At 53.3% G+C, this 26,770-nt stretch carries 23 protein-coding genes and 1 tRNA gene; 17 read left to right on the top strand and 7 right to left on the bottom strand.

What is annotated here, in order from left to right; genetic code table 11:
- Positions 1-14: 14 nt before the first annotated feature.
- From J7395_RS04705 to J7395_RS04745, 9 genes are all read left to right on the top strand, one after another.
- The gene (locus tag J7395_RS04705; protein WP_097051774.1) at positions 15-1,697 is read left to right on the top strand and encodes a methyl-accepting chemotaxis protein; all 1,683 of its coding nucleotides are present in this window, start codon (positions 15-17) and stop codon (positions 1,695-1,697) included.
- Complete coding sequence (locus J7395_RS04710) at positions 1,697-2,815, top strand: AbrB family transcriptional regulator (RefSeq protein WP_209220683.1); 1,119 nt, start codon at positions 1,697-1,699, stop codon at positions 2,813-2,815. Before J7395_RS04705 ends, J7395_RS04710 begins: the two co-directional genes overlap by 1 nt.
- 70 nt (positions 2,816-2,885) lie before the next feature.
- A complete protein-coding gene (locus J7395_RS04715; RefSeq protein ID WP_209220684.1) occupies positions 2,886-3,548 on the top strand; it encodes a sugar transferase in 663 nt (220 codons plus the stop codon).
- Positions 3,549-3,574: 26 nt separating this feature from the next.
- Positions 3,575-4,780, top strand: coding sequence for an outer membrane beta-barrel protein (locus tag J7395_RS04720; protein WP_280634636.1), 1,206 nt, complete (start codon positions 3,575-3,577; stop codon positions 4,778-4,780).
- Positions 4,781-4,784: 4 nt separating this feature from the next.
- A complete protein-coding gene (locus J7395_RS04725; protein WP_209220686.1) occupies positions 4,785-5,321 on the top strand; it encodes a polysaccharide biosynthesis/export family protein in 537 nt (178 codons plus the stop codon).
- Positions 5,322-5,801: 480 nt separating this feature from the next.
- Positions 5,802-6,782, top strand: coding sequence for a tripartite tricarboxylate transporter substrate binding protein (locus J7395_RS04730; RefSeq protein WP_209220687.1), 981 nt, complete (start codon positions 5,802-5,804; stop codon positions 6,780-6,782).
- Positions 6,783-6,867: 85 nt separating this feature from the next.
- Entirely contained in the window at positions 6,868-7,371 is a 504-nt protein-coding gene (locus J7395_RS04735; RefSeq protein WP_209220688.1) for a tripartite tricarboxylate transporter TctB family protein, read from the top strand.
- The gene (locus tag J7395_RS04740) at positions 7,368-8,882 is read left to right on the top strand and encodes a tripartite tricarboxylate transporter permease (protein ID WP_209220689.1); all 1,515 of its coding nucleotides are present in this window, start codon (positions 7,368-7,370) and stop codon (positions 8,880-8,882) included. The genes J7395_RS04735 and J7395_RS04740 overlap by 4 nt, the downstream gene beginning before the upstream one ends.
- Before the next feature lie 99 nt (positions 8,883-8,981).
- Entirely contained in the window at positions 8,982-9,920 is a 939-nt protein-coding gene (locus J7395_RS04745; protein WP_209220690.1) for an AEC family transporter, read from the top strand.
- 31 nt (positions 9,921-9,951) lie between these two features.
- Here the strand turns inward: J7395_RS04745 and J7395_RS04750 are convergent, their stop codons facing one another.
- On the bottom strand, positions 9,952-10,278 hold the full coding sequence (locus J7395_RS04750; RefSeq protein WP_062960453.1) for an NIPSNAP family protein: 327 nt from the start codon (positions 10,276-10,278) through the stop codon (positions 9,952-9,954).
- Between the two features lie 165 nt (positions 10,279-10,443).
- On the opposite strand from J7395_RS04750, the gene J7395_RS21045 reads away from it, so the two are divergent.
- Positions 10,444-11,184: a FadR/GntR family transcriptional regulator gene (locus tag J7395_RS21045; protein ID WP_209220691.1), complete on the top strand. Its 741-nt coding sequence runs from the start codon at positions 10,444-10,446 to the stop codon at positions 11,182-11,184.
- Between the two features lie 145 nt (positions 11,185-11,329).
- Entirely contained in the window at positions 11,330-12,997 is a 1,668-nt protein-coding gene (locus tag J7395_RS04760) for a thiamine pyrophosphate-binding protein (protein WP_209220692.1), read from the top strand.
- Between the two features lie 31 nt (positions 12,998-13,028).
- Here the strand turns inward: J7395_RS04760 and J7395_RS04765 are convergent, their stop codons facing one another.
- From J7395_RS04765 to J7395_RS04785, 5 genes are all read right to left on the bottom strand, one after another.
- Positions 13,029-13,676, bottom strand: coding sequence for a 5'-methylthioadenosine/S-adenosylhomocysteine nucleosidase (locus J7395_RS04765; RefSeq protein WP_062960450.1), 648 nt, complete (start codon positions 13,674-13,676; stop codon positions 13,029-13,031).
- Positions 13,677-13,778: 102 nt separating this feature from the next.
- Positions 13,779-13,855, bottom strand: a tRNA-Arg gene (locus J7395_RS04770).
- Between the two features lie 141 nt (positions 13,856-13,996).
- A complete protein-coding gene (locus J7395_RS04775; RefSeq protein ID WP_209220693.1) occupies positions 13,997-15,733 on the bottom strand; it encodes an adenylate/guanylate cyclase domain-containing protein in 1,737 nt (578 codons plus the stop codon).
- Between the two features lie 159 nt (positions 15,734-15,892).
- On the bottom strand, positions 15,893-16,861 hold the full coding sequence (locus J7395_RS04780; RefSeq protein ID WP_247741958.1) for an alpha/beta hydrolase: 969 nt from the start codon (positions 16,859-16,861) through the stop codon (positions 15,893-15,895).
- Positions 16,862-16,981: 120 nt separating this feature from the next.
- On the bottom strand, positions 16,982-17,944 hold the full coding sequence (locus J7395_RS04785) for an ABC transporter ATP-binding protein (protein WP_114109300.1): 963 nt from the start codon (positions 17,942-17,944) through the stop codon (positions 16,982-16,984).
- 185 nt (positions 17,945-18,129) lie between these two features.
- Between J7395_RS04785 and J7395_RS04790 the strand changes: the two genes are divergently transcribed.
- The 5 genes from J7395_RS04790 to J7395_RS04810 all read left to right on the top strand — a co-directional run bounded on the left by J7395_RS04790 (position 18,130) and on the right by J7395_RS04810 (position 22,790).
- Positions 18,130-18,309 (top strand): zinc-finger domain-containing protein, encoded by a 180-nt coding sequence (locus J7395_RS04790; protein ID WP_007088596.1) that lies wholly within the window; start codon positions 18,130-18,132, stop codon positions 18,307-18,309.
- Between the two features lie 143 nt (positions 18,310-18,452).
- On the top strand, positions 18,453-19,676 hold the full coding sequence (gene trpB / locus J7395_RS04795) for a tryptophan synthase subunit beta (protein WP_062950188.1): 1,224 nt from the start codon (positions 18,453-18,455) through the stop codon (positions 19,674-19,676).
- Positions 19,673-20,521, top strand: coding sequence for a tryptophan synthase subunit alpha (gene trpA, locus J7395_RS04800; protein WP_209220695.1), 849 nt, complete (start codon positions 19,673-19,675; stop codon positions 20,519-20,521). Before trpB ends, trpA begins: the two co-directional genes overlap by 4 nt.
- A 57-nt stretch (positions 20,522-20,578) precedes the next feature.
- Positions 20,579-21,514, top strand: a complete 936-nt coding sequence (accD, locus tag J7395_RS04805) for an acetyl-CoA carboxylase, carboxyltransferase subunit beta (RefSeq protein ID WP_062950184.1) — start codon at positions 20,579-20,581, stop codon at positions 21,512-21,514.
- A complete protein-coding gene (locus tag J7395_RS04810) occupies positions 21,456-22,790 on the top strand; it encodes a folylpolyglutamate synthase/dihydrofolate synthase family protein (protein ID WP_209220696.1) in 1,335 nt (444 codons plus the stop codon). The genes accD and J7395_RS04810 overlap by 59 nt, the downstream gene beginning before the upstream one ends.
- Positions 22,791-22,806: 16 nt before the next feature.
- Here J7395_RS04810 and J7395_RS04815 read toward each other — a convergent pair whose 3' ends face one another.
- Positions 22,807-23,589, bottom strand: coding sequence for a hypothetical protein (locus J7395_RS04815; protein ID WP_247741959.1), 783 nt, complete (start codon positions 23,587-23,589; stop codon positions 22,807-22,809).
- A 315-nt stretch (positions 23,590-23,904) separates the two neighbouring features.
- On the opposite strand from J7395_RS04815, the gene polA reads away from it, so the two are divergent.
- Positions 23,905-26,730, top strand: a complete 2,826-nt coding sequence (gene polA / locus J7395_RS04820; protein WP_209220697.1) for a DNA polymerase I — start codon at positions 23,905-23,907, stop codon at positions 26,728-26,730.
- Positions 26,731-26,770: the final 40 nt, after the last annotated feature.

Consider the following 26,770-nt stretch of genomic DNA (forward strand, 5'->3'; position numbering starts at 1 on the left):
AGGATCCAGAAGCGATGCGTTTTCTTGATAATCTGGCAATCGGTCCCAAAACACTTTTGGTTCCTGTTTTTCTTATGGCCGTGATCATTGCGATGGGTATCGCAACGGTTCTAACCTTGGAAAGCGAGAAGGAAACGCTGAACAACCTTCGCGTCGAAGCTTACGAACGTCGTTCCGATGCGCTGACACTCAGTGATGCATTAAATGAGGCACACGGGACGCTTTTTCGAATTCTAACGTGGGACTCAAACGGCATTAACGCCGCAGCCGTTCCCGAACTTCGCGAAAAGGCCGGTAATCTGTCTACTGAACTGGCCCCGCTTGCTGAACGTCTGGCAGAAGTAGGCGGTGATGAATTCACCACCGCCTATGACACCTATATGGCAGAAGTCGATCAGTTTCTGATCGAAAGCGAGATGAATGTCTATGGCGCGCTTGAGGTTATTGCGCGTGCCGATGAATCATTCCGTGCTTTGCAAATACCGTTGCAAAAAATTCTCGTGCAGTCTCAGGAGGTTGCCACGACCTCATTTGGCAATGCCCAGGCACAGGCCGAGACACTTCAGAAGGTTTTCGTGATTGTCGCAATTGTCGTGATCCTTATCGCGGCAATCGTATCGGTATTTGTTTCGCGACGTATTTCGCGCCCGATGACGGATCTTGCGCAATTGATCGAACAGATTTCCAAGGGCGATCTTGATATCGAAATCCGCGGTGTTCAACGCCGCGATGAAATTGGTGTCGTGGCACGGTCGGTAACAGTGCTGCGCGACCAGTCAAAAGAAGCCGAAACCCTGCGCCACGAACGCGAACGGGTCCGTAAGATCGAACGCGAACGCCAGCTTGAACTGGTTGCAGCAACCGATAATTTCCAGCGCGCAGTGCAGGAGGCCCTTGGCGGCTTTGACCGTGAATTCGGGTCTCTTAACGGGTCCGCAAACGACATGGAGCAAATCGCGACATCAGCGACAGCACGTGCCGCCGATGCCAACCACCATTCCGAAACCGTGCTCCACCATATCGAAGCCGTTTCACAAACCACCGCCAGCCTGTCAGAAGCCATCGGTGAAATTGGCCAACAGGCCCAGCGATCAGCCGAGGTTGCCGGACGCGCCCGCAATGAAAGCGAACATTCCCGCGCCCTTTTCGAGCAACTGACCGAAGCCACTCAGCGAATTGGCGATATCGTTACCCTGATCGAAGACATTGCCAACCAGACCAACCTTCTGGCACTTAATGCAACGATCGAGGCGGCACGTGCCGGTGACGCAGGCAAAGGCTTTGCCGTTGTCGCAGGCGAGGTTAAAAACCTTGCTTCGCAGACAGCCCGCGCGACCGAGGATATTTCAGCACAGGTCGAAGAAATCCGCGGTCTGACGGACAATGTTGTCAGTGCCCTTGAATCGGTTGCCAACGTTATCGGCGAAGTTGACCAGTCTGCTGCTGCCATCGCCGCGGCGGTAGAAGAACAGCAGGCATCAACCAACGGCATTTCTGTCAGCATCCATGATGCCAATGGTGGCATGCGAACCGTTGCCGATGCCGTTGGCGCACTGGATACGGAAACCGCCCGCGTTCACAGTGGATCGGAAAATGTGTCACGGGCAACAAACACCCTGAACACGGAAGCTGCCCGGCTGCGTGACGCGATTGACGGCTTCCTTGATCAGATTAACAAGAATAAGGCCGACGCATAATGAGCAGCCCGCCGGAAAGGCCCGCAAACGACAGTTGGATCAACCGCCTTTCCGGCAGCCTCACCCCGAAATTTTTCAAAAACCTGTTCGTTGCACTTGGTATCGGGCTTGTTGGCGGATTGATCGCACATAGCATCAATATGCCGCTGGCCTGGATGATGGGGCCAATGCTGGCGACCTTCGTCGCGAGCCTGCTTCGTGTCCGCATGGGCATCCCGATGCGATTCCGGTCGGTCATTCTGGGTGTGATCGGTGTATTTCTGGGCGCATCGTTCACCCCCGATACCCTTGATCAGGCCGCACGATGGCCAATCAGTATGATCGCCGTTCTGCTTTATGTTCCCATCATCACTCTTGTTGTCACATGGTTTTACAGCAAAGTCGCAAAACTTGATCCCGCAACGGCCCTATTTTCGGCAACCCCGGGCGGTTTGACGCCGATGGTGGTTCTGGGCGCTGCAGCAGGCGGCAATGAACAGGAAATTGCCCTGACGCAGGGCTTGCGTGTTTTGCTTCTGGTGATGTCGGCTCCCGCAATCGTGCTTCTGATCACGGGTGTCGTCGCCAACGGACATGGCGACAGCAATGCCATCCAGATGACATTGTCCGAAGGATTGATCACTGCGTTTTGCGCAATCACAACAGTGCTGATCTTCCGCAAAATTGGCGTTCCTGCGGCCGAAATGACCGGAGCCATGCTGGCAAGTATGGCTTTGCATGTTACCGGTGTCGTCGAAGGCAATCTGCCGGCATGGCTTCTGGCCGGAAGCCTTCTGATCCTTGGTTCCGCCATCGGCAGCCGCTTTGCCGGTGTTAAACTTTCCTTCCTCGCGCGCCTTGCAGGTTATTCGATTTTCGCCACAGTACTGATTCTTGCCTTTACCGGCGGTGTGGCGTGGTTTGTTTCAGACTGGCTGGATCTGGATTATATCGCAGTCCTGCTTGCCTTTGCCCCTGGTGGCGTTGCGGAAATGTCATTGATTGCACTGGCACTCAATGTCGAGCCGAGCTTTGTTGCTTTCCACCATATCGTCCGCATCTTCGAGATCGTCCTTCTGGCTCCGATGATGGCAAAATGGTTTGAACGCTACCGTCAGAAGAAGTTAAACAGCCTTTAGTTATAATAACTTGGCGTATTTAGGTTAAATCGCTAATCTATCCCTGCACATTCTGGGTGGGGAACAGACAATGCAAACCGTGCCGTTGGATAAAAATCCGGATACGTTCCGCTTGGAGCGGCCAAAACAGCAGACCAAACGATTGTTTGATCTTTCTGTCGGGACGATATTGCTGTTCGCATCCCTACCCGTTTTGCTTTTGATCGCGATTGCCCTGAAATGTGATCATCGCGATCCGATACTGTTCAAACAACGTCGCATCGGATACCTCGGCAGGCCATTCAACATATACAAGTTCCGCACGCTTCCGGATTTGGCACCGGATAAACTCCATTTGGTACCGACAAAATTCTGTCACTTCCTTCGGCGCTGGGGGCTGGACGAACTGCCACAGCTTTTCAATGTCATGCGCGGCGATATGTCGCTTGTTGGGCCACGTCCTCATACCATCGATGACGATCGGAAATTCGCCAGCTATTCCCCGCGATATGATACCCGCCACCAAGTAAAACCCGGCATCACAGGTCTGGCACAGCTTTACGGTTGGCGTGGATCGATCCAGTCGGCTGGTGATCTTAAAAGCCGCCTTGACTGCGACCTGCTCTATATCGATCAGCAGTCCCTAACAACTGATATACTCATTCTTTTGCGCACGATTTCAAGACCACAATGCTGGGTAAACGGTCCCCGCCGCACTACCACCGTTGCTCTTTCACGATGCAATGCCGGATGAATAAATTAGGGTTTATAACTACTACCATGTTTTGCGGCATCGTCCTGACCAGCTGCTTTATTCCTCCTGCCAGTGCAAAACCTGAAACGCCGCAAGAGGCGAAACGCAATGCATCAATACAACTTGGACTTTTTGATTTATTACCGACTTTGTCGGCAACCGAAGAGTTCAACGACAACATCTTTCTGTCGGATAACTACAAAAAATCCGACCTGATCAGTCGTATTGCACCCGCTTTAACCCTGCAATCGAACTGGCATCGCGCCCGCCTGCGACTTATGGCTCTTGGCGATGCAGGATTTTACGCACAATCAGACGAAGACGATTATCTGGATGGCGAACTTGGTGCTTCCGCCGGCTTTGATATCGGCCCCGCATTCGCCATTGATGGCGACATACGCATCGCCAAAGGTCACGAAGATCGCGGCGGCAATGATATCCCTACCGGCGCTGATGAGCCGGTAACCTATAACGAGCAAAACACCGAAATTGCAGTGCGCTATTTCGCCGGTGATGTTCACTATCGAACGGCACTGGCGGTTCGGAAGCTTGATTTTGACGATACACCGCTTACGAACGGTGACAGCGGGAACAATGATGATCGGGATCGTTCGGAAGTCCGGCTGATCATGCGGTCTTCCTACCAACTGGGTCTTGGCCGCGAAGCCTATGGTGAAACCACATTTAACCAGCGCGAGTACACAAATACCCCGGACGATCAGGGTATTTTTCGCAATTCAAGCGGTTTCCGGTTGCTGGGTGGCATGACATTTAACCTTACCGATCTTATTGAGGCCGATATCGGTGCCGGGTGGATGTCACAGATTTACGAAGATTCAAGGCTGCAAAATAACGATGGATTTTCACTTCGCGCCGCAACGACCTGGAACATCACACGCCTGACCGCACTGGATTTCCGCGCCCGGCGCGAGATTGGAGAAACCACCGTCACCAATGCCAGCGGTATCATTAGCGAAAGTGTCGACGCCGGTATCGAACACGAATTGCGCCGCTGGCTGAGTTTCCGACTGAACTGTGGCTACCAGCGTGACCATTTCGAAGGTGCAGATCGCACCGACACAACGACACGTTTTGGCGCAGGAGTTCGTTATGAATTGAACCGATTTACTGATCTTGATACTTCGTGGCGATTTGACCAACGCCGGTCAAATGAAACAGGGCACGATTATCGTCGTAATCGCGCCTTACTGACTCTTAGGCTGAAAATTTGATGTCATGAAAAATATAATCCTGACGGCAACCCTTCTGTTCGCGTTTTCATGCAGTGTTACAGCATCGCAGTCACATGCTCAAACCGTCTATACGATTGATAACGGTGACGAACTGCGCATTACGGTTTTCGAAGAAGAAACCCTTTCAGGCGATTTTTCTGTCGGAACCGACGGATCGGTAACCATGCCGCTGATAGGGCCAGTTAACGTACGCGGCCTCACACCTCAGGCAGCACAGCAAACCATCGCCAATGTTCTTGCAGACGGCTACCTGCGTCATCCCGTGGTATCCATCGACATTCTGCATTTCCGGCCGGTCTATGTTCTTGGCGAAGTCAATCAACCCGGTGAATACAAATATGTTTCAGGAATGAATGTATTGAATGCCGTTGCCCTTGGTAGCGGGTTTACGTATCGCGCCGATCAGGACGACATCATCATTATACGTGGCCGTGAAAATAATCGCATCGAAATCCCGGCAAATGAACAAAGCATTGTTTTGCCAGGTGACATCATTCACGTCACCGAACGGTATTTTTAAGAGTCGAAACCTGTCCCGGCCTCGCAATATGCGATCCGTCGTCTCAGACACTCGATTCCATGCTCTGGCATCCTCGCACGTTGAAATCTGATGCACCCGCCACATTTCATATGATGAATTTGCGAACATCTCATCCCCAAAAGCATGACTTACCTTCGGGAAAACCTTTCGATCCACAAATTCATATTATGTTATTTACATCTCTGCTTCTATTTTCTAGAGTCCACCCGTCAACTATATCCCGGTTTCCCGTATGAGGTGATAGAGTACATCCTATTTAAATACAGGACTTCTGAGAAAATTAGCGGTAAACTACACCTAGTTGTCTGACAATCACATATATGATGATTTCTTCAAAAATAAGAATAAATATGACGAATTAGATACCCCTACCATGTCGGCGAAAAGAAGCGACAAACCGCCATCCGACAAAAATCCGCTGCCCTGCCTTAGGGCAGCAAACGATCAAGGAGGAAACAAATGAAATCATTTCTTAAAGTCGCCGGTGCGACTCTTGCTTTGTCCATCAGCTTTGCAAGCCAGTCATTCGCCGCTGATTACCCCACCAAGGATATCCGGATGATCATTCCATGGGGTGCCGGTGGAGGAACTGACGGCATTGTCCGAAAACTTGGCACGATTGCCGAGAAGGATATCGGTCAATCAATCTATGCCGAAAATATAGAAGGCGGCATCAGTGCAACCGGCATCATGCAGGTCATGAAAGCGCGCCCGGACGGCTACACCCTTGGTGCGCTGACCTATGACAGCGTCGTCACCGTTCCCTGGCAGGGACTTCTGCCGACCTACAAACTTGATAAGCTGACGCTGATTGCGCGCGTCACCAGCGAACCTGATGCGATCATCGTCGATGCTGATTCGCCCTATAAATCCGTTGATGACCTTGTTGCCGCGGCGAAGGAAAATCCGGGACAGATCAAAATCGGCATCCAGAATACGGGATCGCGACTGCATCTGGCGATGCTGCAATTCCAGCAGCTGACCGGTACGGAATTCAAACTGATCGCCTATCCGGGTGGTGCTGCCCCCCAGAAAGAAGCCATTCTATCTGATGAAGTCGACGTTGTCGCGACCAGCATGGGTGACTTTTCGGCCTTGATCGAAGGTGGCGATGTTCGCGGGCTTGTTGAATTCTCGGACAACCGCAACCCGACCTTCCCGGATGTGCCGACTGCCAAGGAAGAGGGTGTCGATCTTCAGATCGGCAGCTTCATTGTTCTGGCAGCACCGGCAGATACGCCGGATGACGTCATTGCAAAGGTCGAAGCGAACTACAAGGCCGCCCTTGAAAGTGACGAATTCCAGGAATGGGTTTCAAAAGTCGGTGTTTCACCGAACTGGTTGGGTACAGACGAAGTAACCGCATGGGCCGAGGAAACCCAGAAAACCCTGTTTGATCAGATGCAGGCACTGGTCGACCAAGGCGTCATCAAGAAGTAACTCCCAAAACCGGCCGAGTGGCATCCAATAACCGGTGCCACCCGGTCATTGTTGGTCGCCCACCGCCGGAACGGAGATCACCTGAATGTCATCTTCCAGTTTTGCTGCGAAAAAAGGCAACCTTGCTCTGCCTCTTTTCCTTCTGATCATCACGACCGTCTATCTTGCAACGGCACTACAAATCACCCCACAATTTGATGAGGGGCTTGTCGGTCCGTCGTTCGTTCCGGTTCTTGCATCGATTCTGATGTATGTTGCACTTGGCTTTGTTTTTCGCGACATCCTGCGCGCACCAGCCCCAACCGATGACGCAGCAGGCGATGAAGTTAAAGAAGAAGACAAACCATCCCTTGCGGCCGCCATCAAAATCGTCCTTGCCACCGCGATCTATATCGCGGTTTTCAAAACGCTGGGCTACCCGCTGTCGACCTTTCTTTACGTCTATGCGTTGCTGTTTTTCTTCAAGCTAGAGAATACCGGCCAAATCCGCCGTATCGCATATTCGGCAATCATCACTGCTGTGTTCTATGTTCTGTTTGCCGTGATTTTCCAGGTACGATTGCCCATGCTGGAGGGCCTGTTGCCATGAATTTCATTCTGGAAATTCTGGGCGGATTTAGCGCCCTCGCCTCCCCCGAAGTACTCGCCTATATGATCATCGGCTTTTTGATCGGGACGTTCTTTGGCGCTGTACCCGGTCTGACATCAGTTCTTGCCATCGCCCTGCTATTGCCGATCACCTATAGCCTTGATGTTGTTCCAGCACTTGTCATGTGCGCGTCGATCTTCATGTCGGGCATGTATGCAGGTTCGATCACGGCAACGACAATCAACATCCCTGGCGCACCATCATCCATGATGACCTCGATCGAAGGTTATGCATTGATGAAAAAGGGCCAAGGCGCAAACGCACTTGGTCATGCCGCCCTTGGATCAATGATCGGCGGTGTTGTCGGTGCATTGCTTTTGATTGCGCTGACACCGGTTGCCGCCAAGGCTTCGCTTCTGATCCAAACCCCGGGCAAGTTTTCGCTTATTCTGTTTGCCCTGGTTGTGATCGTGATTTCCCAGCGCGATGCAATTGCCAAAGGAACGATTGCCACCTTGCTAGGCATTATGATCGCCACGATCGGCATTGATGTCATGCAGCCGATTGCACGATTTAACTTTGGCACGGAAACGCTGGTCGAGGGCATCGACATGATGCCACTTATCATCGGCACCTTTGCCATAAGCGAGATCCTGTATCAGGCGCAGCAAAGCCGCGATCCATTGACAATTGACGCCAACACCCGAAATCTGGCACCAATCCGCCGCAAGGATTTCCTGCCAAGCTGGCACGAAATCCGCGAAATCGGGTTTTTCACATATCTGAAAAGCGCATTGATCGGATACTTTATCGGCGTCCTTCCGGGTGCCGGCGGATCAATGGCAGCCTTTGTCTCCTATGCCGAAGCCATGCGCAAATCCAAAAAGCCCGGGGAATATGGCAAGGGTTCGCGCGAAGGCATTGCCGCGGCTGAAACCGCGAACAATTCCATGTGCGGCGGGGCATTTGTGCCGATGTTGATGTTCGGTATTCCGGGCGACCCGACAACGGCAATCGTGCTGGGAGTTTTGATTATCAACGGTCTTCAGCCGGGACCACGGCTTCTGGATACGCAGCTTGATCTCATTGCGCCGATGTTTGCGTCGCTTCTGATCAGTGCATTGATCCTTATCCCGCTGACACTGTATTTGCTGGGTCCGTACTTCGTTAAAATCGTCTCGATCCGCAAGGCACTGCTTTATTCGTGCATCGCAGTTGTCGCATTGGTCGGAAGCTACGTTGCAACCTATTCCCCGTTCCAGATGATGCTGGCACTTGTTTTCGGGATTCTGGCATTTTTCCTGCGCAAACAGAATTACCCCACCGTCACCTTGCTGCTGGGCTTTATTCTTGGGCCGGATCTTGAACAGTATCTGAGACGGGCGCTGTCCTTAAACGACGGAAATCCCTTAACATTCCTGACCAGTCCGGACAGTCTTTTCTTCCTCGTTCTAACGGCCATCTTTTTCTACTTCATGGTCATCCGCGTACCAAAGACACCAAAAATCTGATCTATTGATTGCCGAACTTGCCACCTTCCTCATACCCCTCCCGGGGCGGGTGGCATTTTTTCATCCCGGATTTCAAAAGAACGTGGATCAGGAAATACAATGCTGCTGAACCTTATTGATCAGCTCGGACCGATTTTTCTGCTGGTTGCAGCAGGCTTTGCCCTCACCAAAATCGGCTTGATCGGGGCAACCGCGATTGATGGGCTGACCAAGATGACGTTCTGGACGCTCATCCCGGCAACATTGTTCCTGACAATCTCGGCAAACCGGGTCTCCGAACTATTCAATTTATCGATCTGGATTGCCTACTATGGTGCGGTAAGCCTCACCGCTATTTCCGTTTTCATTTTGTTGCGCGCAGGCAAGAAGAACAGCACCCCCGAAGCCATTGTTCTGGCCTTTGGTGCAATATTTTCCAATATCGGCATGCTCGGCATTCCGGTTGTCGATATCCTGTTCGGGCATGAGGGGTTGCTCGTACTGGCAACCATATTATGCATTCACGCCATCAGCCTTTTGACACCAACGATCCTGCTTCTGGAATGGAGCCGCAACAGAACAGGAAACCCGGCGGCCATTCTTGGCAAAACCCTGCGTGCGCAAATATGCAATCCAATCATTATTGCCATTATCTGCGGCATAGTGGTTGCGGCTTCAGGCATTACCCTGCCGCCGGTTGCGACGACATTTTTCGGGATGCTCAAAGCTGCGATGCCGCCAATTGCGCTGATGCTGATCGGGGCAGGAATTTATGGGCAAAAGCTGCGCGGCAATCTGGGGGCCAGCATTACGGGTGCTGTTGCCAAGGTATGCATCATGCCCGGTCTGGTTTTCATCATAGGCAGCCTGCTGCATTTACCCCTGCGGATCATGGCACCCGCAATAATGATCGCGGCCCTCCCCCCCGGGGTAAATTCGGTCCTGATGGCGACCACCTATGGTACCGCCCGGGAACGCACGGCAACGACCATGCTGGTTGCGACATTGCTGTCCGTCGTGGTCCTGCCGGTACTGGCAATCATACTTGCCTTTGACTAGGCAACAGAGGACCACGACGGCAATCTGATGATCAGCGGGCAGGCGGTGTCCAAAACGGTGCAGGCACCATCAGTTTGTTTTCCTGACTGACAAGATGCCCGGCATCCGCACTTTTCTTAAGATAGGTCTGCCATTCCGGATCCGCCTGCAGCGCCTGGCGTTTGGCTTCCCGATCCGCAGCATCCTGATAGGCCCAGATATGGACATAGGAATTCACAGGTCCGGTTTCCGTTACCATATAGGCATGTGGTTCGCCCAAATGACGGCTTTGCACGGGGAAACCGAACTCCCCATAAAGAGCCAGTTGTTTTTTGAGTGTGCCGGGGTAACAGCAATAGGTTCGGACGTCATAAAGCATGCTGGAAATATCCTCCTTGTCGCAGGCAAAATGGTTTGTACCCTTTTACCTCACAATATGTCATATTGTCAGACAACATTACTTAATGATGACAGGCTGGCTCGCTTATGCCAAGACTTGAGTTACCTGAAATCGATCCTTTCGAACCGCTGATGGAAAACGCTTGTGGAAACCCGTTACGAAAAGCTTGAACGCCCACGCCGGCTCCCCGATGAAATCGCGGCGCGACTGACCCGGCAAATCGACGATGGCACCCTCAAACCCGGCGACAAACTCCCAACGGAACAGGCACTGGCAAACGATTTTGGCGTTGCGCGCACCGTCGTCCGCGAAGCAATTTCGCAGCTTAAAAGCGATGGAATCATCAATTCCCGTCAGGGTGTTGGTGCTTTTGTCGCCGATTCCGGCACACGTACTGTTTTCCGTATCGGCGAAGCCTGCTTTGCAAAGCGCAAGGAGCTTGCCCAGATCCTGCAATTGCGCACAAGCAACGAGGCCGAAGCCGCCTTTCTTGCCGCCGCACATCGCAGCGAAGCCGACCTTGACGCGATGAACGGCCAAGTCACCATCATGCGGGAATCTCTTGAAAAATCCGGTGCGGCAAATGGCGAACGCCGGTACGAAGCCGAAAGACAGCTTTACCGTCATATCGCCCGTGCCAGCGGCAATGGATTCTTCGTCGATTTCCTTGGCATGCTGGATGGCAGAATTGATCAAAGCCTGCGTTCCGTTGCAATCAAGAACATGATCGCCGTTGAATCCCGCAAGGAGGTTCTGGCCGAACACGAAGCGGTTTTTGAAGCAATCGTTGAGCTGGATGCCGAAGCCGCACGTATCGCTGCACGCACCCATTTTGCAAATGCAGCAACCCGGCTTATCAGCCGTGCGAACCTTGCGGACGTCTGAACAGTCTGGAACGATTGCAATAATTGACGAAAAAACCGTGTTTAAGCGTGCCACCCATCTTTACGGGCAGGTTTAACCATGCTGAAATCCGGCCACGCGCAAAAGCGCCCCACCATGAAAATGCGCCATCTTCAGGGAGCCCCGAATGTCTAATACTGCGGAAATGCGTCACGGCGGACGCATACTGGTCGATCAACTTGCTCTTCACGGCTGCGAACGGGTTTATCTTGTTCCCGGTGAAAGCTATCTGGCCGTTCTGGACGGTCTGGTCGACCATCCCGATATCGAACCAATCATCTGCCGTCAGGAAGGTGGTGCCGCCATCATGGCCGAGGCACACGGAAAACTGACCGGAAAGCCCGGCATTTGTATGGTCACCCGCGGACCAGGTGCCACCAATGCATCAGCAGGTGTGCATGTCGCCCATCAGGACAGCACCCCGATGATCCTTCTCGTCGGGCAAATCGGACGGGACATGGTCGACCGTGAAGCATTCCAGGAAGTCGACTATCGCAAGATGTTCGAACCGCTTTGCAAGTGGGTCGCCCAGATCGATGACATCAACCGCATCCCTGAATATATCAGCCACGCCTATCATATCGCGACCTCCGGTCGCCCCGGACCGGTCGTGCTTGCCCTGCCGGAAGATATGCTGTCCTCGGTAGCCGAGATTGCCAATGCCAAACCCTATGTCCCGATCGAAGCAAAAACCGCCCCAGAAGACGTCGCCCGTTTCCGTGGCGCACTGGCAGATGCAAAGCGGCCGATCATGATCGTTGGTGGTGGTGGTTGGACCGCAGAAACCACTGAAAACCTTAAATCGTTTGCAAAACGAAACAATGTTGCGATCGCCACCAGTTTCCGCTGTCAGGACTATATCCCAAACACGCACAGCCATTTCATTGGCGATGTCGGCATCGGGATCAATCCGGAACTGGCGAAATTCATTCGCGAAAGCGACCTTGTGATCCTTGTCGGATCGCGCATGGGGGAAATGACCAGCAGCGGTTACAGCCTGCTTGAAATTCCCTGCCCGAAACAGAAACTGATCCATGTTTACGCAGGCCCGGATGAACTGGGTCGTGTTTATCGTCCTGATATCGCAATCAATGCATCCCAACGATCATTCATCCGTGCGATTACCATGATGGAACCGGTGGATGGAAGTGGACGGGAAGAACAGATTGAAACGGCCCACGCTTCATATCTGAAATTCTCGACGCCCCTTGATACGCCAGGCGATGTAAAGATGGCGCATGTTGTCGCAAAGCTTCGCGAAATCCTGCCCGAAGACGCCATCGTGACCAACGGGGCCGGCAACTATGCCGCCTTCCTGCATCGATTCTTCCGGTATGGCAAATATCGTACCGAACTTGCACCGACGTCAGGCTCGATGGGGTATGGCCTTCCTGCATCTGTGGCCGCCAAGCTGACCCATCCGGACCGGCCGTCGATCTGCCTTGCCGGTGACGGATGCTTTTTGATGCACGGCCAGGAATTCGCAACGGCGGTTCAGTATGGTGCGAATATCATCGTGATCGTGGTCAATAACGGTATGTTCGGCACCATCCGCATGCATCAGGAACGCAATTATCCCGGTCGCGTTTCCGGTACCCAATTGCACAACCCGGATTTTGCGGCCTACGCTGTTGCCTTTGGCGGGCATGGCGAAACCGTCACCAAGACCGAAGATTTCGGCCCGGCTTTTGAGCGTGCCATGAATTCGGGAAAACCGGCGATTATCGAGGTACAGGTTGATCCGCAGGCATTAACCCCGATCAAGACACTGGATCAGATTCGCGCGGGCAGTTGATCTGTCAGACTGTGAAATACGGCGGGATCACTTACCGTTCAGGCAAAATGATCTCGCCATTTTCAAGCGCCTTGCGCAACTTATCAACAGCTTCTGCAAGCTTCTCGTCAATGACATGCAAATAAGCTGTCCAATCCGAAAGCTTTTTAAGCTCTTCCTTGCCATCAGAAATTCCGCGCAGACCGATTAATGGCACGTCAAACTTCTGACAGACCCGCAAGATGGCATAGGTTTCCATATCCACCATATCGGCATCAATCGCGTCATAAGCGACACCCGATACAACATTTGCCCCCGTCGACAAACGGGCTTCCGGTACGCCGGGAATACGATGGAGCATCTCCAGAACCGCCGGAAGGTTCAGATAGGGTGTAATCCCCTTCTCGAAACCAAGCGCCGAGCAATCCATGTCACGGTAAGAAACGGTCGAGGCCTGATAGACCTCCGCTTGCTCAAGCGTACGCGACCCTGCCGATCCAAGAGTAACCACCAGATCGGGCAAATCACCCGACAATCTTAGTTCCGTCAAGGCAGAGCTCAGATTAATTGCAGCCTCAACCGGACCAATGCCGATCATCAGCGGCTTGAACAATTTTTCAAGATGGGGACCATATTCCTGATTTGCCGCCATGGCGAACAGCACATTTGTTCCGGCAAAATCATGAAGATATCCGCGCATATCCCACCTATCTCGTCTGCGATTGATCCGGATGCAGATTAATGATCAGGACATGCTTTGCCAGCCCTTATTTAGGCCAGTTTGAAAATATTCCGGAGAAAATGGCGCACCCGACAGGATTCGAACCTGTGGCCTTTGCCTTCGGAGGGCAACGCTCTATCCAGCTGAGCTACGGGTGCGCAATGGGCATCGGGCAGCACGGCCCGAGCGGTTGGGTGATACAGGTTTTGTCCGTCGCGGGCAAGGATTTTTGACGGCCCCTGCCAATCAGCACCTTGCCACCCGTTCGGTTAAATTCTGGTTGCGACATATCACTGCGGTCAGCTTTCGACGTCACGTCGCTCATAGGGATCCCGGACGATCCACGTCCCGTTCCATTCCCGGTCCTGTTCGCGGCGCTGCAGGCGTTCCATACGATTAAGCATTAACTGGGCAGCAAAATCGCTGCCGATGCCTTCCTGAACTTCCTCGAATAGAGGTTGGGCCTTGTCAAAATCGCCCTCGCGATAAAACGCAATCGCGGTTTCATAGGTTTTGCGCCAGTCGCGACGTTCATCGCTTAGCTGTCCGGACTGTGCCAGCACTTCATAAAGATAAACCACATGCTCGGTCCCGAGCAGTACAACATGATCCAGATCGCGCATCTCAATCTCGCCGGCTGCCATGCTGGCCGTTTCATGTGAAGCCAGAATCTGGGTACCGTAAATACGGTTGGCCTTTTCAAGGCGGTTGGCATAGTTCACGCAATCGCCAACCACCGTATAGGCGCGTGATTTATCCGTCCCGATTGAGCCGACGACAACCTCGCCGGTCGCGATACCAATACGAATATCAAGCCCGTGATCGCCGATCAGGTCAGCATATTTGGTCTTCAGCGCATTAAAGCGTGCCACCTGCTCCAACGCTGCCAGACAGGCATGCCCGGCGTGGCTTTTTTCCCCGCAGAAGGGCGGGCCCCAGAAACCGATCACCCTATCCCCGACAAAATTGTCGATAATGCCACTATGGTTTGCAATCGGTTCGGTCATGGCGGTCAGATAATCATTGAGAAAATCGACGAGTTTCTCGGGCGGTATATGTTCGGCCATCCAGTCAAAATTGGTCAGGTTCACAACACTGACCGTCATCACCCGCTTTTGCGAGGTTTCAAGCGCTGTTTCCTGTGACAGCAGGTTATTGATGATCTTTGGATCAATATATTTGCCAAACCGTTCACGCATACGGAACCGTACGCGCAATTCGCGCGTCATGCGGTTAAAGGCATCCGCCAGCCGGGCAAAATCGCCCTTGCCCTTGAAATCAAGGCTCGTATCAAGCTTGCCCGACTGCACGCTGTTCAAGGCGTTGGTCGTATCGCGAACGGCTTTGACCACCGCCTGCGCCAGATAATAGGCAAAGGAAATACCGATCACCACCGCAGCCAGCATCATGATAAATTCGGCCTGGATCAGGAAATCTTCGCGCTCCGAGACATTTTCGACTGTTTCGCTGGAATATTTTTCCAGCAGCAAAATCTCGCTGCGCAGATCAAGCACAATGTTGCGATGAATACCGCGGACAAGATTTTCCTGACGTTGCGCATCATCAAGATCGCCTTCACGCACCCGGCTCAGTAACCTTTCAACGCCCAGATTGAATTGGGCGGCAATATCGGCGAATTCGCGCATACGGACATCAAGATCAAGCAACACACCTTGTTCGAAATGGCCCGATGCCTGTGCCCGGCCAAGTGCTGCCGAGGTAAAGGCCTTGCGAAAGGCCTGCTCGATCTGGGTTTGCTTGGCATCAATCTCGATTTCGATACCACTTAACAGGGGTGCATCAGGGCCTTCATTTTCGACAACACGCATGTAACGGTCGATCAGCGATATCTGTTCAAGCTGACGGGAACGAACATCGGAAAGCGCATCCTTGACTGGTGTCACATAGCGCGACACCGCTTCAAGATCGCCATTGATCCCAAGCGACTGGATAACGGAGAACCCGGTAGCCACAACAAGCCACACGACAAAAAAGGCCGCGACACCCAGGAACTTCGCCCGAACGGTCCTTAGCATGCCGGTCCTGATCCTCCGAAAAACGTAGCTGAAAATGCCACCGAATACACAAAGGCAATAGGTGCCATATCGTGACGGTCGCCTCGGGTAACAACCTTGGCTATCATATGCAACTGATTAAAAATGCTACCTGATCAAGGATCAGCGGTCAAAACGCAATCAATTGAGCGTACACGAAAAATCCCGGGCAGCCGCACCGCCCTTGATCCAGCGTCTGATATCGCCGATCACCGTTGGTCCGTTTAGGTCACGCAGTAACATGTGGTAGCCATCAGGAAACAGGCAAACCACACTCCGGTCCGGGTTTGATGCCCTGATGTCCTTCGCAATTGCACCAATCGCCGCCGGTGGAATCACCTGATCCTGCTTGCCGGACAGTAAAAGCATTGGAATATCAATTTCTCCTGCCCGTTGATGAGCCAAATCCATCAAATCAGCCAAACCGGCAACCATATCAACCCGTACCGATTTCATCATATGCGGATCACGTGACAGACGACGGAGCATTTCAATATTGTCCGAGGGCCAGATATCAAGCCCCTGCCCAGACAGGGGTAACCAAGGCAAACTATGTGAGATGACAGAAAGCGGTGCGGTCTGATACCACGGCATCATGTCGCGGTTCCATACTGCCGGAGCCACCAGAATAACCCCGTCCATCCACCGGGGCCGCGATGCCGCCGTCACAATTGCAACCGCACCGCCCATCGAGTCCCCCATCAGATAGACCGGTCGACCCGGATATTGCAAACGAAGGGTGACCAGCATGTCAGCCGCATCATTGACGAGGCTTTGTATTCCCGACCAGAAAGGTCGCGTCGCAGTGCGCCCAAAGCCGCGCTGGTCATAAGCAAAAAGCGCAATATTATCAGACGCCAGCGTCGTTCCGGCTTCGTCAAATGCATTGGCGTAATCGCCAAATCCGTGCAGGCCAAGGATCACCGCATCCGGATCGCCAACCGGGCCCCAATGCTGCAAGGGTAACGATTCACCGTCAGATGCAATGAACGCATTTTGGGTAATTTTAACGCTGCCAACCGGATCACCGGCAGGCTTGACAGTCGGTGCGCAAGCCACCAGAAAAAACGAGAACCCGAGCCCGACAAACCGCAACAATGTTTTCGACATGTGGTTAATTGCCGCTCCTGAAGTCATTCTGGTTTGCGTTTGAAAGCCAAGTTAAGGGGAAAAAACAAAACCCTGCAAGAAACTTGCAGGGTTTTGAATGATCTGGCAACTGCTTGAAAATCAGGCAGCCTTACCCGCACGGGCCTTGTCATTATCGCGTGTCAGCATCAGGAAGATATCTTCAAGATCGCCTTCCTCGGTCGACAGGTCGGTAATTGCGAGACCGCAACCCTGAATGGCGTTAAGGATTTCAGCCATCTGGGTATTGCTGGGCCGGTAATTCAGCGCGATCTGGTTTGCGGCCTTAAGCTCCGCCCCCCAAGGGGTGAGTTCGTCGGGCACGGCATTGAGTTCGTTTTTAACTGTGAGAACCAGCGTTTTGTGGTCAATCCGGCGCAGAAGACTGCGTTTGTCTTCATGGGCAATCACATTGCCCTTGTTGATGATCGCAATCTCGTCACACAGCTCTTCGGCTTCTTCAAGATAATGCGTGGTCAGAACAATCGTAACACCTGCCTTGTTCAGTTCCTTCACATAAGCCCAAAGCTGCTGACGCAGTTCGATATCGACCCCGGCCGTTGGTTCATCCAGCACCAGAACCGGCGGCATATGGACCATCGCCTTGCCGACCAGAAGACGCCGACGCATCCCACCCGAAAGCGAGCGGGAATAGGAATCGGCCTTATCTGACAGGCCAAGAGCGGCAAGAATCTCGTCCGTACGCCGTTCCGGTTTGGGGACACCATACAGGCCTGCCTGCAATTCCATCGCCTGACGCGGCGTGAAAAATGCATCCAGATTAAGTTCCTGCGGCACGATCCCGATCGAACAACGCGCAGCGCGCATTTCGGTTTCGATATCATGGCCCCAGATTTTTGCCGTACCGCTTGTCTTGGTGACAAGACCGGCCAGAATATTGATAAATGTGGACTTTCCGGCGCCATTCGGACCAAGAAGGGCGAAAAATGAACCGCGTGGAATTTTCAACGACACGTTATCCAGTGCCAGTTTTTCGCCGTTCGCACCCTTGTAGAGCTTGGTCAGCCCTTCGACTTCGATGGCGTAGTCGGGCATTGCAGTCATGAATGCGTGATCTCCGCTCTTTTCCGCGTGGCTTGTTTGCGCTAAGACCATGCGGAAGTGTTGATTGAATATGCGCAATCGGTATCATCCCCATCAAAGCTGGGTCAATGGCTCTTGGCCCTGCTTCAGGCCGATGATCAACCGATGGCAACACCTATGCCTGTGCTAACTGGGAAGCTGGATATATGAAGATCACCGAAGAAATCAAAGTCGGCAGCCTGAATGTTGCCTGTGACGGCGGCAAAGGCCACCTTGGTCATCCCACCGTTTACCTCAATCTTGAGGAAAAGGGCGAGGTGGTCTGCCCTTATTGCTCGAAGAAATATATTTTCGACAAATCCCAGGCCGAGCACGCAGCCCATTAATCCGTTTTGCCCGGCCACGGGTAGAAGGAACCAGCGTTAAGGCTGCCAATCCCGTTAACACCGGCGGCTTCTCGCTGATCCAATGACTGTCGCATGTCTTTGCCGTCGCGGCACCGTTCGCGGCCCATCCACGGGGAAATCCTATGACGTCTGCACCAACCGCGCTTAACAGCTATCGTGCCCTTCCGGATCCGGATGGACATTTCGGCAATTTCGGGGGCCGCTTTGTCGCCGAAACCCTGATGCCGCTGATTCTCGAGCTGGAGCAGGCCTACAAGGATGCCAAGAAAGACCCGGCGTTTCAGAAAGAACTCGATTATTACCTGAAACACTATGTCGGTCGCGCGAACCCGCTTTATTACGCCGAACGCCTGACCGAACATCTCGGCGGTGCCAAGATTTATTTCAAGCGCGAGGACCTGAACCATACCGGCGCGCACAAGATCAACAACTGTATTGGCCAAATCCTTCTGGCCAAGCGCATGGGCAAAACCCGTATCATTGCCGAAACCGGCGCCGGCCAGCACGGTGTGGCAACGGCCACAGTTTGCGCGCGCTTTGGCCTGCCCTGCACGGTTTACATGGGCTCCAAGGATATCGAGCGCCAGTCGCCAAATGTCTTCCGCATGCGGCTTCTGGGGGCCGAGGTCAAACCGGTCAAATCCGGTTCCTGCTCGCTTAAAGATGCGATGAACGAAGCCCTTCGGGACTGGGTCACCAATGTCGAAGATACTTTCTACATCATTGGTACCGCTGCGGGCCCACACCCCTATCCGGAACTGGTCCGCGATTTCCAGTGCGTGATCGGCAACGAAGCCAAAGAACAGATCCTTGAACAGGAAGGCCGCCTACCCGATCAGGTAATCGCGGCCGTCGGTGGCGGCTCAAACGCGATCGGCCTGTTCCACCCGTTCCTGGATGACAAGGATATCGAGGTTGTTGGTGTCGAGGCAGCAGGTCACGGCATTCATACCGGAAAGCATGCCGCCAGCCTGAGTGCTGGCAAGCCCGGCGTTTTGCACGGAAACCGCACCTATCTGTTGATGGATGACGATGGCCAGATCAAGGAAGCCGATTCAATTTCGGCGGGTCTGGATTATCCGGGAATCGGCCCGGAACACAGCTGGCTTAAGGATATCGGTCGTGCACGGTATGAGCCAATCGGTGACAAAGAAGCCCTCGAAGCATTTAAATTATGCTCGGAACTCGAAGGCATTATTCCGGCACTGGAATGCAGCCATGCCATCGCTCAGGTGATGAAAGAAGCACCGAAAATGGGCAAGGACAAGATCATCCTCATGTGTCTGAGTGGCCGGGGTGACAAGGACATCTTTACCGTGGCCGAAGCACTGGGAGTAGAACTGTGAGCGACGCAATCATCGGCGGCCAGGACCGCATTGCCAAACGTTTCGCCAAGCTCAGGGAAGAAGGTCGTGCCGGTCTGGTGACCTTTATCACCGCAGGTGACCCGGACCCGGAAGCATCGTTTGAAATCCTGAAAGCCCTGCCCGAAGCCGGTGCGGATGTGATCGAACTTGGTATGCCATTTACCGATCCGATGGCCGATGGCCCGGCAATTCAGGAAGCATCAATCCGTGCATTGGCAGCCGGCATGCATATGCGCAAGACCCTGTCGCTGGTTCGCGGTTTCCGCGATCAGGATCACGAAACGCCCATTATTCTGATGGGCTATTATAACCCGATCTATATCTATGGCGTTGCCGAATTCCTTGAAGATGCACGCAATGCAGGGGTTGATGGCCTGATTGTCGTTGATCTGCCGCCCGAAGAGGATGCCGAACTTTGCGTCCCGACAGTGGAAAAAGGTTTGTCCTTCATTCGACTGACAACCCCGACATCCGATGACAAACGCCTGCCGAAACTCGTTCAGAATACGTCAGGCTTTGTTTATTATGTCTCGGTTGCTGGTGTTACAGGTGCCGGTTCGGCAACCAATGACCAGATTGTCGAAGCCATGGCACGCCTGCGTCGCCATACGGATTTGCCGATTGCCGTTGGTTTCGGTATCAAGAACGCGACCCAGGCCGCAGAAGTTGCCCGGCAGGCTGATGCTGCTGTGGTCGGATCGGCAATCGTATCAAAAATTGCCGAAAGTCTTGACGAAAACGGCAAGGCCACCGATAAGACCGCCTCTATGGTCACAGGCCTTGTTCGCGAACTTGCAGACGGGGTACGCAACGCGCGCAGCTAATTCTGTGCGTTGCTGTGAAATGACCGATATAGGCAAAACCAAGGATCAGTATCCGATATGTCGTGGCTGACAGAATTCGTCCGTCCCAAGATTCAGAAACTTGTTCGCCGCACCGATGTGCCCGAAAATCTCTGGCATAAGTGCCCGTCGTGCGAACAGATGATCTTCCACCGTGACCTGGCAAAGAACAAACATGTTTGCCAGCATTGCGGCCATCATATGCGCATTTCAGCCAAGGACCGTCTTGAACTCCTGTTCGATGAGGGCAAATATCAGCTCATAGAACTGCCGAGCGTTCCGGTCGATCCGCTGAAATTCCGCGATCAGAAAAAATACACCGACCGCCTGAAAGCGGCACAGGCCAAAGCAACCTACAAGGATGCCCTGGCTGTTGCCCACGGCGATGTCGGCGGTCATGCAACCGTCGTTGCGGTCTTTGATTTTTCCTTCATGGGCGGATCGATGGGCACCGCCGTTGGCGAAGGCATCGTTGCCGCGGCCGAGCTCGCAACGGTTCAGGATGCGGCCCTTATCATCGTTCCGGCGTCGGGCGGTGCACGTATGCAGGAAGGCATTCTAAGCCTGATGCAGATGGCGCGCACTACGGCCGCGATCGAGAAGGTCAAGGAAAAGGGTCTGCCCTATTTCGTCCTTCTGACCGATCCGACCACCGGTGGTGTTTCGGCATCCTTCGCCATGCTGGGAGATATTCAGATTGCCGAGCCAGGCGCACAGATCGGTTTTGCCGGTCGTCGCGTGATTGAAAATACCATTCGTGAAAAACTTCCCGATGATTTCCAGACAGCCGAATATCTTCTGGAACACGGGATGGTCGATATGGTCGTACCGCGCGGTGAACTGAATGAAACCATCGGTCACCTGATCGATATGATCCGCCGCACCAAGCCGGGTGCCGCGATCGTTCCGATCAAGGATGCGAAGAAGAAACCCGCGAAAAAGGCCGAGACCGAAGGTGACAACGCCAAGAAGTGACGCGATTCTTACGCGTCTGGGCCAGCTTCATCCAAAAGTAATCGATCTTTCATTGGGTCGGATTACCCGCTTGCTCGCCAAGCTGGGTAATCCGCACCTGAATTTGTCACCGGTCATTCATCTGGCCGGAACCAATGGCAAGGGATCGACACTGGCCTACCTGCGTGCCATCTATGAGGCTGCGGGTCTTCGTGTTCATACTTCGACATCCCCCCATCTTGTTCGCTTTCACGAACGCATACGTCTGGCCGGTGAACTGATCACCGAAGACATGCTGTGCGACCTTCTTGAAGAAGTCGAAGCAATCAATGACGGCGAACAGATAACCTTTTTTGAAATCACCCAGGCAGCAGCCTTTCTGGCCTATTCACGGGTTCCGGCAGACGTTGTCCTGCTTGAAACCGGTCTTGGCGGGCGGGTTGATGCATCAAACGTGATTGATAAACCGGCTCTGACCGTCATTACGCCAATCTCGCTTGATCATCAGGGCTTCCTTGGCGATACCATTGCCAAGATCGCCTTTGAAAAGGCCGGGATCATGAAGCCGGGTGTACCGTGTGTGCTTGCACCTCAAAGCCTTGAGGCCTTTGATACGCTTGCCCGCCACGCCAACGATATTGGCAGTCCCCTGATCACGAATTTCGGCATCACCGCCGAACGCGAGGACGGCTTTACGCTTCGCATTACCGAAGAAGAATTTGATCTGCCTTTGCCTGCCTTGCCGGGGCGCCATCAATTTATCAATGCCGCGACCGCCATTACCGCTGCACGTTACGCCGGTATTCCCGATGTCGCAGGGCCGGATTTGGCAATAATAGCGCGCGGGATCAGCCAAGCCAGCTGGCCCGCACGCCTTCAGAAGCTGTTCACCGGACCACTTTGTGATGCTCTGCCTGAGGGGTGCGAGCTTATTCTGGATGGGGGACACAATATCGCCGCTGCCGAAGTCATCGCAGACTGGCTGTCCCGGCAGCCCAAAGGCGATACCGTCGCGATCATGGGAATGCTTGATAACAGGGACCCGGTCGCATTTCTCCAACCGCTGGCTCCTCATATCACATCATTTGCCGGCATTCCGATCCCGGGAGATCACGAAGTCCACAGCGCCGATACGTTGCGTGATGCTGCCGCCACGGCAGGAATCGCAAATGCACATGCCTGCGAAACCCTGGATGATGCGTTGGCCGTTCTGAAGAACGCTGTTGCAAAACCCAAAAGAGTTTTGATTTTGGGGTCGCTTTATCTGGCAGGTGTTGTACTGGAAAATCACGCCTGATCTGGCCGTCTCACGATCAGATTTCCGGTAAACGCACTTTATTGTTTACTGCTGACGAACTGCCACCCCCCGTGCCACTGCCGTTTGATGATCCGTCATCATCCTTGCGCAGGCGAAGACTGCCAGCTTTGTGCACCTTGCGCCGGTCTCCGGCCACACCGGGCGGCAATCCGGCGGAGGCACCCTCTTTCGAAATCTGGTTCCCTACATGCTCCATCCGGTCATAACGATCTGCTTCGCGCCGAACAGTGCGACCAGTAACCCATGTGTAACCCAACACATAAAGCAGGAATCCCCCTACGCCGATGGTAAGGGTCAGGAACTGCAAAACCGGCAGGAAACTACCGAATAGCTGCCCACCGCCATAAATCATGAAAATGCAAACCGCCGCCACGGGGGCGAGTGCAAGGAAGAATATCCCGCGCACCTTGTGGCGGATCGGCCCGTAATGCATCAGCATCGCGTAAAACAGGTACATCAGTGCGATGAACACCACGAGTTTGATCAGCAGCACGAAATGGTCGACCGCCGGAAGACGCTGGTTACGGTCATAAACGCCAAAGACAACGAACAAACCGTGCAGGAAAAGCCCGAAAATTCCGAACGTAATAAGAAAGCGCATCCATGAGGACGCACTAAAGAACCTGCGCCATCCCGATCCGTTGGACCGCGCAACCCGTTCGGCTTTTTTGGCCTTCTTGCGCCGATTCGCCAGCTTCATGTCGTCATGCAGCTCGCGCGTCGGTTCTGCGGTTTCAATGCCGATGCCTTGTGGCTTGAAAACCGGTTTATCTTCCATCGCCGGCAATGACCGGTTCTCCCGTTTCCCGAAGGGAAGTTGCACTGCGATAGACCATATCAATCCCTGTGCGTCCTGATAAGCCCAAAGCGACATCCTGCCATAAATGCTCAGAATACGATCATGATCGAAGTTTTCATTTCGATATCGACACGATAGTCAAAATTCTTGCTCTTTACTGACAGTCTCCTGTCAGTAGTAAAGCCGGAAACAGCCAATATATTCCCGCTTTCGGCGATGCCCCACTCGACTTAGCCCGCTGGATCGGGCATTCTGCGGGCCATCAAATCACACGAATGAATGAGCATTAGACGCATGACAGATTCTGCGCCATCCACCGGTAAATCCCCCCGTCGCGTTGTTCTGGTTGACGGATCGGGCTTTATTTTCCGGGCCTTCCATGCCTTGCCACCGATGACCAGTCCGGACGGTACGCCGGTGAATGCGGTGTATGGTTTCTGTACCATGCTGATGAAATTGCGCGAAAATACCAAGCCCGATCATATGGCGGTTATCTTCGATACCAAGGGTAAGTCGTTCAGAAACGATTTCTATCCCGAATACAAGGCGCACCGTCCGCCGCCGCCCGAAGAACTGGTCCCCCAGTTCGGGCTTATCCGTGATGCGACGCGTGCCTTCAACCTGCCTTCGATCGAACTCGAAGGATACGAGGCCGATGATCTGATCGCGACCTACGCCCGACAGGCTGAGGCCGAAGGTTCCGATGTGATTATCGTGTCTTCGGACAAGGACCTGATGCAACTTGTCACGGACCGGGTGCAAATGTTTGATGCGATGAAGAATCGCACCATTGGCGCACCAGAGGTTCTGGAAAAATTCGGCGTCCCACCGGATAAGGTCATTGATATTCAGGCATTGGCTGGCGATTCCGTTGATAACGTACCCGGTGTACCAGGCATCGGTATCAAAACCGCAGCCCAACTGATTGATGAATATGGCGATCTGGATGGTTTGCTGGAACGTGCAGGAGAAATCAAGCAACCCAAACGCCGTGAGAAACTGATCGAGAATGCCGAATTGGCCCGCATTTCGCGCGATCTGGTGACCCTCAAAACCGACGTTCCGGTTGTCGAGAAACTTGATGGTTTCGAACTGCGCGAACCTGATCCTGATGTTCTTTTAAGCTTTGTTTCAACACACGGCTTTAAATCACTGATTTCTAAGATAAAGGCGAAATTCGGTGGTTCTGTTGATGCCGAGGGCATTGTCGAGCTCGGAACCGGTGTCAATGATATCAGTGTTGAAAAGGCAGAATATGAACTGGTGCAGGATGAAGACCGCCTAAGGCACTGGATTTCAATGGCTGAATATGCCGGTACGGTTGCTGTCGATACCGAAACCACATCGCTTAATGCCCATCAGGCCAAGCTGGTTGGCATTTCGCTTTCGACCGAACCGGGCAATGGCTGTTATATCCCTGTCGGGCACGGACAGGGTCACGGCGAAAGTGGCGAAGCACAGGGTGGTTTCGATTTCAATGCCCCTGCCGAGGCACCAGCAGAAATAGATGTCCCAAAGCAAATCCCGCTTGATCGCGCGATTGCCTTACTCAAACCCCTTCTGGAAGACCCGGGCGTTCTTAAGGTCGGCCAGAACCTGAAATACGATATGATCGTATTGTCCCGTCATGGCATCAATGTCGCCCCGATAGACGACACCATGGTGCTGTCCTATGTTCTGGACGGCACAAGCCACGGCCATGGCATGGATGAATTGGCCGAACTGCATCTGGATTACAAACCAATCAAGTTTTCCGATGTTTGCGGATCGGGCAAGACCCAGATCACCTTTGATCAGGTCCCGCTCGACAAAGCGCTTGATTACGCTGCCGAAGACGCCGATATCACATTGCGCCTGCACCGGCTTCTTAAGCCCCGCATTGCGCAGGAACATATGGCCAGCGTCTATGAAACGCTGGATCGACCGCTTGTACCGGTACTGGCCAAAATGGAAAGCCTCGGCATCCGTATTGACGCGGACAAGCTCAAAACCCTATCGAACGATTTTGCCAAACGGATGGCCGCCCTTGAAGAAACCATCCATGAAATGGCTGGTGAACCGTTCAATCTGGGCAGTCCCAAACAGCTTGGCGAAATCCTGTTTGAAAAGATGAGCCTGCCGGGCGGGAAAAAGACCAAAACCGGTGCGTGGCAGACCGGCGCGGATGTTCTTGAAGCATTGGCGGCCCAAGGACATGACCTGCCAACCAAAATCCTTGAATGGCGGCAGCTTTCAAAGCTTAAAAGCACTTATACCGACGCGCTTGCCCATCATATCAATCCGGAAACCGGCCGCGTCCACACAAGTTACGGCCAGACCAATGTGAATACCGGTCGTCTGTCGTCAAACGACCCGAACCTGCAAAACATCCCGATCAGAAGCGAGGAAGGCCGTAAAATCCGTACTGCCTTTATCTCGGAACCCGGTTGCAAACTGATTTCTGCCGACTATTCGCAGATCGAATTACGTCTTCTGGCGCATGTCGCCGAAATCGACGCCCTACGCGATGCGTTCAAAGATGGCAAGGATATCCACGCCGCCACGGCATCCAAGGTGTTTGGCGTGCCGATCGAAGGCATGGATCCGATGGTCCGCCGGAAAGCCAAGGCCATCAATTTCGGCATCATTTACGGGATTTCCGCCTTTGGCCTCGCCAATCAGCTTGGTATCCCGCAAAAAGAAGCCAAGGCGTTTATCGAAGCCTATTTCGAAATCTATCCCGGCATTCGCGATTACATGGAACAAGCCAAAGACTTCGCCAAGAAGCATGGCTTTGTCAGAACCCTGTTTGGCCGCCAGATTCATATCAACGGCATCAATGATAAAAACGGCATGCGCCGAAGCTTTGGCGAACGTGCCGCGATCAACGCCCCGATTCAGGGCGGTGCTGCTGACATCATCAAACGCGCGATGATTGCCGTTCCGGGTGCGCTTCTTGATGCGGGGCTTAAAACCCGCATGCTGCTTCAGGTCCACGATGAATTGATCTTTGAAGCCCCTGAAGACGAAACAGAAAAGGCCGTCAAGGTGATCCGTGAGGTCATGGAAAATGCCGCACAACTGTCCGTACCGCTTATCGCGGATGCCGGTATCGGAGATAGCTGGGCGGATGCCCACTGATCAGATCAATATCCGGATACCTCAGCAAAACAAAAGCCCC

It is taken from the genome of Thalassospira sp. A3_1 (genome assembly GCF_017744215.1).
Taxonomy (GTDB): Bacteria; Pseudomonadota; Alphaproteobacteria; order Rhodospirillales; family Thalassospiraceae; genus Thalassospira; species Thalassospira lucentensis_A.